This window comes from Cupriavidus sp. TMH.W2, assembly GCF_050847365.1.
Taxonomy (GTDB): domain Bacteria; phylum Pseudomonadota; class Gammaproteobacteria; order Burkholderiales; family Burkholderiaceae; genus Cupriavidus.
In genome coordinates, this window is record NZ_CP193793.1 from 517,323 (window position 1) to 532,538 (window position 15,216).

Consider the following 15,216-nt stretch of genomic DNA (forward strand, 5'->3'; position numbering starts at 1 on the left):
CGGCTCGTTGCAAGGAAATCGAAGGATGACGAACACCTCTGCAAGCGAAAACGGAATGGTCCCAAGGCATTGACAAACGCTGCCCTGAAGGACAACCACGACCTTCGGGCGGTTAGGGCATGTCGCTGGGCTGGCCGCCAACCCGCGCGGACATCCTGGAAAATATCGCGTTCGGATCGTATGCCGCCTGAGTTCGTTCCGGCCGCGCCGGGGGGCAACGTTTGATGCAATCGCGGCCTCCCTGGATGCGGACGATGCCGATCAGTACGCCGTAAAGCGCCAGGACTTGTTGATCGCCACACCATTTCGTGCGCCGGCGAAAGTCGCCGTGTATGTGCCGGCAGCGATGGGCTGCGTGGGGAGCAGAAATACCACGCCTCGATACAGGCTCGCGTCTTCGATAGCAGAAGCAACCGAACCGGCCTTGGATTCGGCAGGCACCAGGATGCGAGCGGGCACGGAGCTGCCGCCGGGTCCCGTCAGGATGAAGTGCGAGACCGTCAGCACGTCAGATGGCTTTTCAACGTTGACGCGGAACATGATCGGGGTACCGGCTCTGTCCAGATCCGGCGCCGGGTTAGGGATCTCGTCCCCGGGAATGAACAAGCCGAGGACGTTGGCATTGGCGGCCGGATAGTGGGCGCCAGTGCCGGGAGGCAGCTGTTGGCCGCCCCATTGGGCGAGGCCATAGCCGCCGGCTCCGGCTGCGGTCATCACACCAAAGTTCGCCACGCAGTAGTTGTCATGCATGGCCAGGCCGATGGTTTCCTGGTTGCTGGTAATCCCTTGCAGGTGGTAAACCGAGTTCACCATGGCAGCAAGGCAGCGGGCAATCTCGCCGCTATAAGCATTCTGCCCAACCCATTGCCGATGCGAACCGCCGACAGCAAGCACTTGCTGGTACGGATCGACGCTCGTGAAACCAGGATTCCCCGGGATCTCCGTATGGCTCATCACCGCATTGAACTTCATATACTCAAGGTGGTTTTCCGCCGCAGCGTCCAGGGCGGCGTCTTGCCGCAATGCGCCTACACCCATGGCAACGCGCAGGGAGTTGAGCGCATTGAAGAACTCGAGGCGCGGGTCGATCCTGGCGTAGGTAGACCTGGGCGCGATCGCGGTGGGACCAGAAGAAGACGGATCCTTCCTGATGGTCGGTGTGCGTGGCGTGATCGAGGCGAGCGTTGGAGGGGTGGCACCAGCGTTACCAATGCTGGCGCAGACCGCGACGAGGGCAGACGTCGCGGCCACTGCGAAAAGGCACTTTTTCACGTTTTCCGGTTATTTCAGGTCTGTACGAGCGGAGCCAGCGATCTGCGGCTGACCCTGGCAATTCCGCTTCCGGAGGCTTAACGCGATATTGTGAGGATTGGTGGACAGGACCTTGGCCCGAGTCTGAAAGATGGCGCTGATAGCGCCGCAGCCTGCTTGTCACAGGCCGCACCTCTTGTTTGACGTTACGCGCCTTACATCTCCACTGCGATCGCGTTCAGCCCGGCCACGTCAAGAATCAGCAAATGCGAATAGGTGATGCGAATCATCCCCTCGCGTTCCAGCTGCTTGAGCTCCCGATTCACGATGGGTCGGGATCGGCCAACCATGTCGGCGAACTCGTCCTGCGACAGCTTCAGTGAGATCGCCACCCCATCGGTGCGTGGCATGCCGTATGGATCGACGAGATGGAGCAGCGTGCGCGCGCAACGGGCGCGGAGCGTCGACAGGGAACTCTCGGCGAGGTTCAGGTACGTGAGGCGCGCGCGCAGACAAAGCAGCCGCATGAAGGCCAGCGCCAGTTCCGGCTCACTGGCCAGGGTCTTCCGGACCAGTGCCTTGCTCAGCAGCAGGACGACAGTGTCCGCATGCGCCACGGCATCGTGGATTGCGCCTTGCTCATCCAGCACCGGGATCAGGTTCATCAACTGCCCGGGCTCCAGGTAGCGCACCACGTGCCGCTTGCCGGCCGACGTCGTGGCGCTGACCTCCAGCACGCCATCGACGATCAGGCAGAGATGCTCCACCGGCTCTGCGCGCCGGGTCATGATTTCCCCACGCTTGAGCAAGCGCACCTGTCCTTCTGCCAGCAGGGTCTCCAGTGTTTCCGGCTTGCAGGTGCTGAACCAGGCCGTCCGCTTGAGTACAGCGGACGCCAGGGAACGGTGGGAGGGCCGGGTGGATTCTGTCATTTTCTTTACAGATTTGCGGGACACGTCTTCTTAGAATCGCCGGCACATCAACGGAAAGCCAGGAGACAGCAATGGCCGACGATCATAGCATCGGCGCTTCAGCCTATCTTGCTGCATTGCAGCGGGCGGGTGTCAGTCACTTTGTCACGGTGCCGGATTTCGTCCAGCTGGCACTGCATCAGGCCGTGGAGCGCGGCGAAGGCGGCGTGGAGCTGGTCCGCACCTGCAACGAAGATCAGGCCGTCTGCGTCGCAGCGGGCCTGACGGTTGCCGGGAAGCGGCCGCTCGTGGTGATCCAGAACCAGGGCCTCTACGCGTGCGTCAATACCATCCGCGCCGTGGCGCTCGATGCGCGCATTCCTACCGTCTTCCTGATCGGCCAGTTCGGTCGCGAAGCCGAGAACTTCAGCCAGCCGAGCACGCAGTCGCGCCGGCGCGTGGTGAACCTGCTGGAGCCGCTGCTCGACACGCTCGATGTGCCGCACTGGCAACTGGAGAAGGCCTCCGACCTGGAAGCCGTGCCCGCGGCCTATGACGCCGCGCTGACCCGCCGGGGCGCGGCGGCGCTGATCGTCGGACGCCCCGTGGCGTGCAACTGAGGGAGAGCATCATGAGAATTGTGGAAGCCTGCAAGGCGATCGCCCAGGCGCGCGGCGAGCGCGTGATCGTGGCAACGATGGGGGCGATGTTCGCCTTCGATGCACTTGGCGTGACGGAATGCCGGCTGAGCTCGGTGCCGCTCATGGGCGGCGCTGCGAGCCTCGGCCTTGGTCTGGCGCTGGCGCGGCCCGACCACGGCGTGATCGTCGTCGATGGCGACGCGAGCCTGCTGATGCAGCTCGGCGGCCTGGTCACCGTCGCCGACGGCCGTGCATCGAATCTGATCCATTTTGTCGTGCAGAACGGTGCTCAGTTCACGGGCGGGTCCAACCTGCCGGTGCCGGGCGGCCGTGACGTGGACTTCTGCGCCGTGGCGCTGGCCGCCGGCTATGCGAGCGCGCACAGCTTCGACAGCGCCCCCGCGCTTGGCCAGGCATTGCCTGCGCTGCTCGATGCCCGGGGTCCGGTGTTCGTCGCGCTGAAGGTCGAGCCGGAGGCCCCGCAGTTCGGCCCCGGGAAGCCGCAACCGGAAATTCCGGACCGGCAGTTTCAGCGCATGGGCGCCGAGGCGGAACAACTCGGCGTCTGGTACGCCGCGCATTGAAGGGGACATGCCGTGAATTCCCAAACCGCAGATACATACGACTACATCGTGGTGGGCGCTGGCTCATCCGGCGCAACGCTGGCAACTCGCCTTGCCGAGCGCGGCAAGGGCAGGGTGCTCTTGCTGGAAGCCGGCGCCCCGCGCGACAAGGACTTCTGGGTCACCGTGCCGCTGGGCGTCGCCAAGCTGCTGCTCAATCCCGACTACGTCTGGCCCTTCCAGACCGAGGCCCAGCCCCAGCTCGCCGGGCAGAAGATTTACTGGCCGCGTGGCCGCCTGCCCGGCGGCTCGAGTTCGGTCAACGGCATGATCTTCGTGCGTGGCGAGCCCGCCGAGTTCGATCACTGGGCCGCGCTCGGCAACCAGGGTTGGGACTACGCATCGCTGCTGCCGTATTTCATGCGCCTGGAAAGGACCGAGTGCGGCCAGGACGAAGTGCGAGGCCGCAGCGGACCGATCAGCGTGTCGCCGGTGTCAGAAGTCCATCCGAATCCGCTCAGCGATGCGTTCGTGCAAGCCTGCCAGCAGGCCGGCATTCCGGCGGCCAGCGACTACAACGGCGGCGTTTATGAGGGCGTTAGCTACCTGCAACTGTCCACTGGCGGTGGCAGGCGCTGCAGTACGGCGGTTGGCTACCTGCGCGGCAGGCCGCAGGCCAATCTCGTGCTGGCAACCGAGGCGCTCGGCACGCGCGTGCTGTTCGATGGCCAGCGCGCCGTTGGCGTGGAATACGAGCAAGGGGGCATTCGGCGCCGCGCGATGGCGGCGTGCGAGGTCATCCTCAGCGCGGGCCCGATCAAATCGCCACAACTGCTCGAACTCTCAGGCATCGGCGACGGGGCACGTCTGCAGGCACTCGGCATCCCTGTGCTTCAGCACCTGCCCGGTGTTGGGGAGAACCTTATCGACCATTTGCAGTCGCGCATCACCTTTGCATGCACCAGGCCGGTCACGCTCAACGAGATCGTGCGCAGCCCGATCCGGAAAGGCTGGATGGGCATGCGTTACCTGATGACCCGGCGCGGCATCATGGCTACGCCGTCGGCCACCGTCCACGCGCTGGCGCGAACGCCCGGGCTGCCCGGGCGCCCGGCGGTCAAGATTCAGCTTCACCACCTGACCGGTGCGGATCGCTACGCCGGAAGGGGCTTCGGCCTCGATCCGTTCCCCGGATTCGCGGTAGGCTTCTTCCAGTTGCGACCGGATTCGCGCGGTCACCTGCATATCCGCAGCACCGACCCGCATGAAGCGCCCGTGATTGAGCCGCGCTATCTCGATACCGAGAGCGACCGGCACGCGATGCTGGAAGCGCTGCGCCTCTCGCGCAACGTCGCGCAGCAGCGAGGGCTGTCCGGCTACGTGGCGCGCGAAACCCGGCCAGGCGCGGACGTGCGGGATGACGCCGGCCTGCTGGAATACATCAAGACGTCGGGGCAGACGTCGTGGCACCCGATCGGGACCTGCAATATGGGCAGTGATCCGATGGCCGTGGTGGACAGCCAGCTACGTGTGCATGGCATGGCCGGCTTGCGCGTGGTGGACTCTTCCATCATGCCGACCATGTGCTCGTCGAACACCAACGCCGCGTCGATCATGATCGGAGAGAAGGCGGCCGACATGATCCTCGGTGCCGCGCGCGGCTGAGCGGAACTGACACCGCGCAGGCATACCCCACCTCTACGCCATGCGATCTGGGGCGTACTCGGCGATGACAGGCCGCGCCAAGACGGCCACGGCATCCCAACACAATATCTCGGAGGCAACATGAGCCCTATCTACGAGCCCGCCAAAGCGTGGCGAATGGCGGTCCTGCTGTTCCTGTTCATGGTGGTGAATTTCCTGGACAAGATCGTCATCGGCCTGCTGGCCGTGCCGATGATGGAGTCACTGCACTTGACACCATCGCAGTTCGGGTTGGTGGCAAGCAGCTTCTTCTGGCTGTTTGCGATCGCCGGCGTGGCGGGCGGTTTCATGGCCAACCGGGTCGCCACCACCACGATGCTGCTGGTGATGGCGCTGACATGGTCGGTGTTTCAGATTCCCCTGGCAATGTCCTCGAGCCTGGCGGTGCTCATACTGTCGCGGGTGCTGCTTGGTATTGCGGAAGGTCCGGCGTTTCCGATCGCCGTGCACGCCGCCTACAAATGGTTCCCCGACGACAGGCGCAATGTGCCGGTCGCGTTTTTCTCGCAGGGCGGTAGCGTCGGCCTGCTGATCGCGGGCATCGTGATTCCGCAGATCACGCAGCATTGGGGCTGGCGGGCGAACTTCTATGTGCTTTCCGCCGTCGGCCTGATCTGGGCCCTGCTGTGGATGGCGCTTGGCCGCGAGGGGCGTATCGATGCAAGGCATTCCGGGGTGACCACCATCGGAACCGATGACCGGCTGCCCTATGCGAGGCTGCTCTCGGATCCCACCGTGCTTGCCTGCTTCCTTCTGCATTTCGTTGCCTACTGGGCGCTCGCGCTGACGCTGACGTGGCTGCCAGCCTATCTGGAGCGCGGGCTCGGCTATTCTGGCATCCAGGCCGGCCGTCTCTATGCGGTCATCGTCGCGATCAGCATGCCGACGGTGATTGGCTGCTGCTGGCTCGCCCAACGGATGCTGAAGCGCGGCGCGACTTCGCGTGCAGCCCGCGGCATCTTCTCCGCAGCGACGCTGCTGCTTGCAGGGGGAGCGTTCATTGCCGTGTGGGCGACGGATCTTGCGCCGATCTGGCGCGTGGCACTGATCGGTGTGGCCGTGGGCGTTTCCCCGACGATCTACTCGCTGGGTCCGGCCATGCTGGCGGAAGTGACCCCGGGCGCGCAGCGTGGCGCCATCCTCGCCATCGACAATTCCATCGCTTCCGTCGCTGGCGTGTTGGCACCATTGGTATCCGCATTCTTCATTGAAGGGATTGGCGGCGCGAAGGGCTACCAGGCGGGCTTTGCCTTTTGTGGCGCCATCATGGTTGTCGGCGGGGTGCTCGGCGGGTTGATGATCAATCCCGAGAAGTCGCGGCGCACCGTGTCGCGCTATCTCGCGGCACGCACGGCGAGCGAGGCGAGCGGTCCGCAGTCCGTGGCGGGATAAGCAGGGATGGTGCCGGGAGCCGACGTCATTGAAGCACCGTTCAAGCGGCGGAGACCGGTTCAGCCGGAATGGCAGGGACCATCACCGTTGCCGAGAGCCAGGGGCATCTTGTCGTGTAATCGGCGACTTGCCGCCTGACACCGACGTGCCCGCACTGGCTGCCTTCTACAGCGCCGTGACCCGCGGCATGGCTGTCCAGGCATGAGACGGAGGTGGCCCGCAAAAGCTGAAGGCGATCGCAGACGTCGCCATGCAAGCATGGCCATCCCGCGGTCTCGGTGCACGTACCCCCGGAAAGTAGGGTAAACAATGCTTGGATCAGACCGTTTACCGACTCAGAGGGAGCGCGCAGGGCTTTCATCCTGGTACCTGGCAGTATCCCCCTGCCTGGATGTTGCATAACCCCTTGCTGTATGAAATTATGTTTATATTCAAGTGATTATGATTAACGTAATTATTAATTACGTTGCCCGACGAGATTGTCAGCCATAGCTGGCCCTCAGCAAGATCCTCCTGACAGAGATCGTTGAGCCTGCCGCTTCATGCTCCATCCATCACCAAAGCCCCGAACACTGTTCATTTGAGACATCCTCTCTCGTATGCTCCGATCCATTCGCTCAAGGATTCAGGTCATTTCCACCGGCATCGTTGTGACCGCACTGGCGCTGACCGCCGGTACGACGTATGTCATCGTCCGTCACAGCAATCTCGAAACGATTCAGCAGAACCTCGATGCCATCGCGACCGGGCATGCACTTGCTCTCGACGAGTGGGTGGCAGCAAAAGCCACGATGGTGGCTGCCGCTGCCGACCAGATTGCGCCTGGCGACCCGCAGGGAATCGTCCGCCAACTGCAAAGAGCCGGCGCATTTCCGGTTACCACGGCAGGGTGGAAGGACAGGTCCTTTGTCGCCAGCAAGGAGCACATGCCGGAAGGCTTTGATCCGACCGCCCGCCCCTGGTACAAGGAAACCGTGGCGGCAGCCCGGCAAATTGTCACCGCGCCCTACGCCGATGCTGCAAGCGGCAAGCCCTTTGTATCGTTTGCCGCGCCAATCATGCGCAATGGCGCGTTGGAGGGCGTGGTATCCGCAGTCGTGTCCCTGGAGGGGGTTCGCGACGTCGTTGCCGCCGTGCATCCGACACCGGCAAGCCTGGGATTTGTGGTTGGCAAGGATGGCAATATCCTGGCACACCCCCAGGAGAAGTACCTGCGGAAACCTGCGATCGAGCTGTCGTCGGCTTTGACGCCGGCAACGCTGGCCGCACTGGCGGGGGAGACGAAGCCGCTTGAGGTGGAACTGGATGGCGCCGCAAAGCTGCTGCGTGCCAAGCCTGTTCACGGCACCGACTGGCAGCTGGTAGTGGCGCTCGACAAGGCCGAAGCCACCGCGGCCCTGAACGACGTGATCAAGGCATCGGCCATCGCCATCGTGCTGCTGGCAGCCGCCGCAGCGGCGCTGAGCGGCGTGCTTACCGCGCAAGCCTTCCGCCGGCTTTCCGGCGTGCGTGACGCGATGCATGAGATCGGATCCGGCGACGGAGATCTGACTCAGCGCCTGCCGGCCATCGGCAGTGACGAAGTGACGCAGATTGCGACGTCCTTCAATACTTTTGTCGAGAAGCTTGGCGGGGTGTTGTTGCGGATTCGCCATGGCAGCGAGTCCATCAAGATTGCGACCAGGGATATCGAGGCCGGTAATCATGACCTGTCGCGCCGCACCGAAATGGCGGCCGGCAATCTGGAGGAGACTGCTGCCGCGCTGTCGGAATTGACCGGCTCGGTGAGCCGGTCGGCCGAAGCGACGGTACAGGCCACGCGCCTTGCAACGTCCGCCAGTGAGGCAGCAACGAGGGGTGGCAGGGTGGTTGCCGATGTGGTGACGACGATGGACGACATCGCGCAGTCTTCCGCAAGGATTGTGGAGATCATTGGCGTCATCGATGGCATCGCCTTTCAGACCAATATCCTCGCACTCAATGCAGCAGTTGAAGCGGCGCGAGCCGGCGAGCATGGGAAGGGCTTCGCGGTGGTGGCGAGCGAAGTGCGTAGCCTGGCCCATCGATGTGCCACCGCGGCCAGGGAGATCAAGGCGCTGATCGAGACTTCTGAAGTCAGCGTCAAGTCTGGGGCTGAACGGGTTCAGGTAGCGGGTGAGGCCATGACCGAAATCGTTGACGGAATTCGTCGAGTCACTTCGATCATCGCGGAAATCAGCACGTCCATGGGCGAGCAAGCCACCGGCATCACTCAAATCAATCAGGCCGTTGAGGAAATGGGGCAGGCAACGCAGCAGAACGCCGCGATGGTGGAGCAGGCTGCTGCGGCTTCCTCACTCCTGAACGAGCAGGCCTACACATTGGCGGAAGCCGTTGCTGAGTTCAAGCTTGGTGCAGAGGCGAGGGGCATGTAACCAACCACCATCGCGACCGCCCCCGGTCAGAGAGCCATTCAAGGCTCCCGCAAGGTCAGAAGCCGCACGCTTTCAGGTCTCGTTTGTTCGAGTGCCACGGCGTCAGGAAGCAGCGGGACGCACAGCCGGGTCAGGACGTTGCCCGGTGGCATCTCCACAGCGAGCCGTATGTCGCAGGCTCGCGCCAGCAGCATGGTCTCGTGCCAGCGCACCGGCAGCGCCATGTTGCGGGCCAGATCCTCCGCGATGCGCGACGGCTCCCTCAGTTCCCTGGCCGCGCTGGCGCTGAAGTAGCGCAGCAAAGGACGCCGCACACTGACGCCTGCGAAGGCCCGCGCGAGAGCCTCGGCCGGGTCATTGAGCAGGGCGCAATGCGAGGGGACGGAAATCGCTACCCGCCTGGCTTCCCGCGCGCCGGCCGCCTTCGACAGCTCGGCAACGCGAGCCATCGCGGCGTCTGCACCGGCGATCACGAACTGCATCTCGGCATTGTGGTTGGCGAGATAAACCGGCGACGCGGGGCCGTGGACGGCCCCAACAATGGCCTCCAGCGGGCCGCGTTCGAGGCCGAGGATTGCCGTCATGCCATATCCGCCGGGATAGGCGTCTTCCATGAGCTTGCCGCGCAGGGCGACCAGCCGCACTGCCTCGCCAAACGGCAACACGCCGGCCACTACCGCTGCCGCGTAGGCGCCGATGGACAGCCCGGCCACGGCGTCGGCGCGCGCGCCGTCATCGAGCAGGCAGCGCGCGCTCGCGACGCCGGCGGTCAACAGGCACAACTGCACTGCCACGGTCGAAGCCAGGCGCGGCGCATCATCGAGCGACAGAACGTCGTAGCCCAGGACTTCGCTCGCTTCGGCCAGTGTCCGCGCGACGGCCGGATGCCCCGGCAATGCATGCAGCATGCCGGGGCGTTGCGCGCCCTGTCCCGGAAACGTCAGCAGCACGCCCATGGCGATTGCCAGGGATCGGCGCACAGGACCGGCCCTGCGTCCGTCTTGAGCAGTACGCGGCCTCCGGTGCGCAGCCGCTCGCGCAATGCGAACGCGCCGTAGGGGGTCGCGACCTGTATATCGAGCCGGGCTTCCTCGCCCGCTTCCAGCACGGTGCCGAGTGCCTGCGCCTCGGCCTGCGCCATGGGCCGGGCTGATACCAGCAACAGATCGATGTCGCTGTCGGCATGGAGCACATCGATGCCGCAAGCCAGGGCGAAGCCAACGGCGCCGGTTACGCCCCACGGACAACTCAGTGCATCGAGCCGGGGTGCCAGCCGCGCCAGCGTACGGAGCGCCGGGATTTCCGCGCGGCGCGGATGCAGGCGCCAGCGCGCCTGGCTGGCAATGTCCATGGGCGTGACGATCTTCGCGCACTGTGCGGCAGGAAGCCAGGCGGCATGGCGCTGCGGCCGGAGCGTGCCGCGCAGCCCGATGGGGATGCGGCCATCGGGCGCGCGATCGCGGCGCACGACCACTGGGGCCCGCGCCAGCCATGCGGCGCTGGCCCAGTCCGGCAGCGCGGCCTGCGCGGCGAACACCTCGGGGTCGCTCAGCCAGATCAGGTCATGTGGCTGGGGTGCGCGCATGGCATCAGCCCCGCCATTGGCGGGCAAGCACTTCCCGCGCACGGCGCGTGGCACCGCGGTTCTCGCCGTGCAGGCGGCCACGCAGGTCGCGGTGTGGGTCATCCTCGATATCGGCCAGCGCATCCGCGAGTGCGGCCCTTACGATGCCGAGATCGGCGGCATCCGGTGCCGACGGATTCGATACCCGCACGGTGCGCCAGAGCAGGCCGAGCGTCGCGTAGGCGCCGATGTCGTAGGCCATCGGCGGCACGGTTGCGGCGAAGGCCTCAAGATCTTCCACACTGCGCATCGTGATGCGGGCGGCGGCGTCCTTGCCCATGGCGTGGACTTGCACACCAGCGTCGTCCAGCGCCACGATCCGGTTTGCCTGATAGCCATGGGCGAGGAACGCGCCGGACATTGCCTTGCCGACCAGCAGCGCGATGACCGGGTGTCCTTCCAGACGTGCCGTGGCATAGGCCCCCGCCGCGCCGGCCAGCGCCTGGTGGATGCCGAATGCTTCTTCACGGCGGCCATAAGCCTGGCTGGGGGTGTCGACGATAGCGACGATCGCGCGCTTGACCGATGCGCCACGGTCAGCCGCGACGGCTTCCTGCACGGCGCGGGCCAGCGACCAGCCCTCCAGCAGGCCGACCTCGCCGTGGCGCGCGCGTGGGAACGGACTGGCGGCGTCGGGAACGACCGCGATCAGCCGGGCGCGGCGGCCGTCGGTTTCGACGTCGGTCACCTGGACCGAGGGCGGATAGCCAGGCAGCCGCAGCGCAGTGCCGCCAAGGCCGGCGAGCCAGGCTTCGCCCCGGCCGGGCGTCTTTACTTCATCATTCATTGCTGGTCTCCGGCGTAGAGTCGGCGGACGGTGGCAGGGTCCGCCTGGGTGGCGGGATCATAGGCAGCGAGGCGCCGCAGGTAGTCTTCGTGCCGGTCGCTGCGATGCACCGCTGCCGGCGGCTGCGCGATGAGCCCGGCTACCGTGGCGCGGATCGCGGCGCTGTCATCGTCGACGAAGCGGTCCGTCAGCCCGGTGATAAACCGTTGCTCGCCGCCGGTAAAGCTCCAGATGGCGGGGCGGTCGCGTGAATCGTACTCGGCAATGCCGGCCTCCTGCTCGATCACCGCCGGCCCGTTCAGGCCCAGCCGGGCCTCGCGCGTCACCACGAGCGCGCTGCACAGGCCCGCGGCGATCGACATGCCGCCGAAGCAGCCCACCTGCCCGGCGATCACACCGATCACGGGCTGGTAGCGGCGCAGGTCAACAATCGCCGTGTGGATCTCCGCAATCGCCGCCAGCCCGAGATTGGCTTCCTGCAGCCGCACGCCACCTGTCTCGAACAGGATGACGGCGCGCACCGGGATGCCTTGCCGGTTGTCTTCGGCCGCCAGCTCCAGCGCGCCGGCGATCTTCGCGCCGCCGACCTCGCCCAGGCTGCCGCCCTGGAACGCCCCCTCGATGGCGAGCACCACGGCGGGGTGCCCGTCGATGGTGCCTTTGGCCACGATGACGCCGTCGTCGCCCTGGGGCACCACGCCCTGGCGTTCGAGCCAGGGCGACGTCAGGCCGTCGAACGGCCCGGCCAGCTCGCGGAAGGTACCGGTGTCCAGCAGCGCCTTCGCGCGCGCACGCGCGCCCAGTTCGACAAAGCTCTCGCGAGCCAGCAGCGCGGCGCGGTTCATGCGTCCTCCTTGCCATCCACGGCATCGTCCAGGGCTTCGAAGGCCTCGGCCAGCCGCATGCCGACCACCCCCGGGGTCGCGCCGAAGTCGTGGATGCGGATGCGCATCGCGGCGCGCGGCTCGGCGCTGAACACGCGGTTGAGCTGCGCATCCCAGACCCGCCCGTAGCCGTCTATCGACGTCGTCACATGGATCGTGGTCCTGCCGGGCTCGCCGGGTTCGATCATGACTTCCAGGTCGCCGGAGCCCACCACGCCCACCAGCACCTGCCGGCGGGCCGGTGCGCCGGCCTCATATTCAAAACGGAGCTGTTCCATCATTGCTCTCCTTGCTGATCGTGATGGGCGGCAGGCAGCCGGTCGAGGAATAAGGTTGCGGCCAGCAGGTCTGCCGCCCCGCCGGGCGAAGCGTTGCGCGCCTGCATCGCTGCCTCCAGTTCGCGCAGCCGGCGGCGGCCAGGCAGCGTGCCAACGCCGCCGGCCCCGAGCACCGCCGCTGCGCCAGTCTGCATACCGGCCAGTCCTTCGCGGCCCGCCCGCACCAGCACACAGGTATCGTCAAGCCGCGCCATGATGGCGAGCAGGGCGTTGACCCTTGCACTGGATTCAGCATCGCCGCGGGCCCGGCTCGCTTGCAGCGCCGGCAGGCCGACACCGACGACATGCGGGAAGCCAGCCTCGGCCTGCGCCCGCGCACCGCCCACGCCGTACGCGCTGCACGCCAGTTCGCCCTTGTTGCCGGTATGGGCGGGACGATGCCGGTCCGGCAGCCGCGCGATGGCGCCGGCCGCCGATGCGACGCTGGCGGCATCGACCGCCTGGCCCAGCCACCCGGCCGCACCCGCCAGCAATCCGAGACACCAGATTGCGCCCCGGTGCGTATTGACGCCACCGGTGGCGCGCAGCATGGATGCTTCGGCCTCGCGCCCGAGCGCGCCCAGGCGCTCGCGCAAGCCATGGTCGATGTGCGCGGCACGCTGGCCGGCCAGCGCCATGGCTGCGAAGGCCCCGCGCAGGCTGCGCGCGGAATGGATCATCAGGCCGAGCGACATGTCTTTGTGCGCGCCGCTGCCGCGTGCATCGACAAGGCCTGGCTTGGGTGTCAGCAGGGCTTCCTCGACCAGCACGTCCACGGCCAGGTCCCCGATGGCATGGGCAGTGGCCGGTACGACCTGTGCGGCCGCTGCCCGTGCAAGGTTTGCAGGGATCGCCATTACCAGCTCCTGAAGCGTGCCGGCGGCGCATACAGCCCGCCGGACCACTCGACCAGATCGGCCATGCTCTTCGCCGCCAGCAGCGAGCGCGTGGCATCGGCGCGATGCACGCCGAGATCCTCGGGCAGCGCAATCAGGCCGTCGCTGCGCATCCGCCGCGTGGTCGCGGGGTCGTGGCGCATGCCGATCGGCGTGACGCCGGCCACCGCCGCGATCATCGCGCGGCGTTCCTCCAGCGAGCGCGCCTTGTAGAGGTAGGCAATGCCTTCCTCGGTCAGCACGTGGGTCACGTCGTCGCCGTAGATCATGACCGGCGCGAGCGGCATGCCGCTGTCCCTGGCGACCTGCACCGCGTCCATCGATTCAACGAAGGTGGGCTTGCCTCCCGCCTGGAAGGTCTCCACCATCTGCACCACCAGCTTGCGGCCGCGCGCGAGCGGGTCGTCGGTCTCGATCAGGTCCAGCCACGCCGGTGTGGCGTGGCGCCTGCCGCCCGGGTTGTGACCCATGTTCGGGGCTCCGCCGAAGCCGGACAGGCGCCCGCGCGTGACGGTGGAAGAATGGCCGTCACCGTCGATCTGCAGGGTCGAACCGATGAACAGGTCCACCGCGTACTGTCCCGCAAGCTGGCAGAAGGCGCGGTTGGAGCGCATGGCGCCATCGGCTCCCGTAAAGAAGATGTCGGGACGGGCCGCGACATAGTCCTCCATGCCGAGTTCGCTGCCAAAGCTGTGTACGCTTTCGACCCAGCCGGATTCGATGGCGGGAATCAGCGTCGGGTGCGGGTTCAGCGTCCAGTACTTGCAGATCTTGCCCTTCAGGCCAAGTGATTCGCCGTAGGTCGGCAGGATCAGCTCGATCGCCGCGGTGTTGAAGCCGATCCCGTGGTTCAGCGATTGCACCTGGTGGCGCTCGTAGATGCCACGGATGGCCATCATCGCCATCAGGATATGAACGGGTTTGATCAGGCGCGGATCACGCGTGAACAGCGGTTCGCAGAAGAAGGGCTTGTCCGACTGCACCACATAATCGATCCATGAGCCGGGGATGTCGACTCGGGGCAGGCCGGCCGCGTCGTCGACGATCTCGTTGACTTGCGCGATCACGATACCGTCGCGGAAGGCGGCGGCCTCGACCAGCGCCGGCGTGTCTTCGGTGCTGGCGCCGGTATAGAGATTGCCGTCGCGATCGGCCTTGTAGCCGGCAACCAGCACGATCTGCGGTGTCAGGTCCACATACAGCCGTGCATAAAGTTCGATGTAGGTGTGGATCGCGCCCACCTCCAGCTGCCCGTCCTCCAGGAACTGTGAGATCCGCACGCTCTGCGTGCCGGCGTAAGCGAAGTCCAGCTTGCGGGCGATGCCGCGCTCGAACAGATCCAGGTGCTCCACGCGGCTCACGCTGGGGATGATCATGTGCAGATCGTGAACGCGGGCAGGGTCGGCGTCGGCCAGTGCGCGGGACAGGAAATCGGCCTGCTTCTGGTTGTTGCCCTCGAGCACCACGCGGTCGCCGGGCGCGGTGATGGTTTCGAGAAAGGGCACGATGTCTGCCGTCGGGATCACCTTCCCAGCGGCGATCCTGGCGCCGAGGGCCTGGCGGCGCCGTTTTTCGGCGCGACGGGTGTCCCACTGTCGTTCCGGCATGGGCTTGGGCATTGCATCTCCGGTGTGCTGCGATCGATGCAGGAAAGATAGGGCCGCAGGCACAGCCGAACAATGAACCCCGATGTCGGATCGTTACGCCAAGGGTAAATGATCGTCCGCCCACGATTAGCCTGAGCGTAACGATCTCCCGGTGCGGTTGATTGATGCGGGCGCAGGGCTTTCCTAGAGTCTGCACATGCCGTGCATGGGTCAGGCATGGACATC

14 protein-coding genes are annotated in these 15,216 nt (G+C 65.9%); 5 read left to right on the forward strand and 9 right to left on the reverse strand.

The window, feature by feature from the left end:
* Nucleotides 1–261 precede the first annotated feature (261 nt).
* Together ACREYQ_RS19935 and ACREYQ_RS19940 are read right to left on the reverse strand one after the other, a co-directional pair.
* Nucleotides 262–1,272 carry a CAP domain-containing protein gene (locus tag ACREYQ_RS19935; protein ID WP_432261906.1) on the reverse strand — a complete coding sequence of 337 codons (1,011 nt, stop codon included), beginning with the start codon at nucleotides 1,270–1,272 and terminating at the stop codon, nucleotides 262–264.
* 194 nt (nucleotides 1,273–1,466) lie between these two features.
* On the reverse strand, nucleotides 1,467–2,207 hold the full coding sequence (locus tag ACREYQ_RS19940; RefSeq protein WP_432261907.1) for a Crp/Fnr family transcriptional regulator: 741 nt from the start codon (nucleotides 2,205–2,207) through the stop codon (nucleotides 1,467–1,469).
* A 47-nt stretch (nucleotides 2,208–2,254) separates the two neighbouring features.
* Here ACREYQ_RS19940 and ACREYQ_RS19945 point away from each other — a divergent pair, with 47 nt between their 5' ends.
* The 5 genes from ACREYQ_RS19945 to ACREYQ_RS19965 all read left to right on the forward strand — a co-directional run bounded on the left by ACREYQ_RS19945 (nucleotide 2,255) and on the right by ACREYQ_RS19965 (nucleotide 8,876).
* Nucleotides 2,255–2,782 (forward strand): thiamine pyrophosphate-binding protein, encoded by a 528-nt coding sequence (locus ACREYQ_RS19945; RefSeq protein ID WP_432261908.1) that lies wholly within the window; start codon nucleotides 2,255–2,257, stop codon nucleotides 2,780–2,782.
* A gap of 11 nt (nucleotides 2,783–2,793) precedes the next feature.
* Entirely contained in the window at nucleotides 2,794–3,387 is a 594-nt protein-coding gene (locus ACREYQ_RS19950; protein ID WP_432261909.1) for a thiamine pyrophosphate-dependent enzyme, read from the forward strand.
* A gap of 12 nt (nucleotides 3,388–3,399) precedes the next feature.
* Nucleotides 3,400–5,031: a GMC family oxidoreductase gene (locus tag ACREYQ_RS19955; protein WP_432261910.1), complete on the forward strand. Its 1,632-nt coding sequence runs from the start codon at nucleotides 3,400–3,402 to the stop codon at nucleotides 5,029–5,031.
* 120 nt (nucleotides 5,032–5,151) lie between these two features.
* Complete coding sequence (locus ACREYQ_RS19960) at nucleotides 5,152–6,462, forward strand: MFS transporter (RefSeq protein WP_432261911.1); 1,311 nt, start codon at nucleotides 5,152–5,154, stop codon at nucleotides 6,460–6,462.
* Nucleotides 6,463–7,061: 599 nt separating this feature from the next.
* Complete coding sequence (locus ACREYQ_RS19965; RefSeq protein ID WP_432261912.1) at nucleotides 7,062–8,876, forward strand: methyl-accepting chemotaxis protein; 1,815 nt, start codon at nucleotides 7,062–7,064, stop codon at nucleotides 8,874–8,876.
* Between the two features lie 38 nt (nucleotides 8,877–8,914).
* Here ACREYQ_RS19965 and mdcH read toward each other — a convergent pair whose 3' ends face one another.
* Genes mdcH through mdcA form a run of 7 tightly spaced genes read right to left on the reverse strand, consistent with a single transcriptional unit; the run spans nucleotide 8,915 to nucleotide 15,003 of the window.
* Entirely contained in the window at nucleotides 8,915–9,832 is a 918-nt protein-coding gene (gene mdcH, locus ACREYQ_RS19970; RefSeq protein ID WP_432261913.1) for a malonate decarboxylase subunit epsilon, read from the reverse strand.
* Nucleotides 9,817–10,461 carry a malonate decarboxylase holo-ACP synthase gene (locus ACREYQ_RS19975; protein ID WP_432261914.1) on the reverse strand — a complete coding sequence of 215 codons (645 nt, stop codon included), beginning with the start codon at nucleotides 10,459–10,461 and terminating at the stop codon, nucleotides 9,817–9,819. The genes mdcH and ACREYQ_RS19975 overlap by 16 nt, the downstream gene beginning before the upstream one ends.
* Nucleotides 10,462–10,465: 4 nt before the next feature.
* Complete coding sequence (gene mdcE, locus ACREYQ_RS19980) at nucleotides 10,466–11,287, reverse strand: biotin-independent malonate decarboxylase subunit gamma (protein ID WP_432261915.1); 822 nt, start codon at nucleotides 11,285–11,287, stop codon at nucleotides 10,466–10,468.
* Complete coding sequence (locus tag ACREYQ_RS19985; protein WP_432261916.1) at nucleotides 11,284–12,132, reverse strand: biotin-independent malonate decarboxylase subunit beta; 849 nt, start codon at nucleotides 12,130–12,132, stop codon at nucleotides 11,284–11,286. The genes mdcE and ACREYQ_RS19985 overlap by 4 nt, the downstream gene beginning before the upstream one ends.
* Nucleotides 12,129–12,449, reverse strand: coding sequence for a malonate decarboxylase subunit delta (locus tag ACREYQ_RS19990; RefSeq protein ID WP_432262609.1), 321 nt, complete (start codon nucleotides 12,447–12,449; stop codon nucleotides 12,129–12,131). The genes ACREYQ_RS19985 and ACREYQ_RS19990 overlap by 4 nt, the downstream gene beginning before the upstream one ends.
* Entirely contained in the window at nucleotides 12,449–13,345 is an 897-nt protein-coding gene (locus ACREYQ_RS19995) for a triphosphoribosyl-dephospho-CoA synthase (protein WP_432261917.1), read from the reverse strand. The genes ACREYQ_RS19990 and ACREYQ_RS19995 overlap by 1 nt, the downstream gene beginning before the upstream one ends.
* Complete coding sequence (gene mdcA, locus ACREYQ_RS20000; RefSeq protein WP_432261918.1) at nucleotides 13,345–15,003, reverse strand: malonate decarboxylase subunit alpha; 1,659 nt, start codon at nucleotides 15,001–15,003, stop codon at nucleotides 13,345–13,347. Before mdcA ends, ACREYQ_RS19995 begins: the two co-directional genes overlap by 1 nt.
* Nucleotides 15,004–15,216 lie beyond the last annotated feature (213 nt).

What these genes read in the sequence shown, in the direction of transcription:
- ACREYQ_RS19950 (WP_432261909.1), top strand. Translation starts at nt 2,794, where the DNA reads ATGAGAATTGTGGAAGCCTGCAAGGCGATCGCCCAGGCGCGCGGCGAG.
- ACREYQ_RS19965 (WP_432261912.1), top strand. Translation starts at nt 7,062, where the DNA reads ATGCTCCGATCCATTCGCTCAAGGATTCAGGTCATTTCCACCGGCATC.
- ACREYQ_RS19985 (WP_432261916.1), bottom strand. Translation starts at nt 12,132, where the DNA reads ATGAACCGCGCCGCGCTGCTGGCTCGCGAGAGCTTTGTCGAACTGGGC.
- ACREYQ_RS19960 (WP_432261911.1), top strand. Translation starts at nt 5,152, where the DNA reads ATGAGCCCTATCTACGAGCCCGCCAAAGCGTGGCGAATGGCGGTCCTG.
- ACREYQ_RS19975 (WP_432261914.1), bottom strand. Translation starts at nt 10,461, where the DNA reads ATGCGCGCACCCCAGCCACATGACCTGATCTGGCTGAGCGACCCCGAG.
- mdcH (WP_432261913.1), bottom strand. Translation starts at nt 9,832, where the DNA reads ATGGGCGTGCTGCTGACGTTTCCGGGACAGGGCGCGCAACGCCCCGGC.
- mdcA (WP_432261918.1), bottom strand. Translation starts at nt 15,003, where the DNA reads ATGCCCAAGCCCATGCCGGAACGACAGTGGGACACCCGTCGCGCCGAA.
- mdcE (WP_432261915.1), bottom strand. Translation starts at nt 11,287, where the DNA reads ATGAATGATGAAGTAAAGACGCCCGGCCGGGGCGAAGCCTGGCTCGCC.
- ACREYQ_RS19990 (WP_432262609.1), bottom strand. Translation starts at nt 12,449, where the DNA reads ATGGAACAGCTCCGTTTTGAATATGAGGCCGGCGCACCGGCCCGCCGG.
- ACREYQ_RS19995 (WP_432261917.1), bottom strand. Translation starts at nt 13,345, where the DNA reads ATGGCGATCCCTGCAAACCTTGCACGGGCAGCGGCCGCACAGGTCGTA.
- ACREYQ_RS19945 (WP_432261908.1), top strand. Translation starts at nt 2,255, where the DNA reads ATGGCCGACGATCATAGCATCGGCGCTTCAGCCTATCTTGCTGCATTG.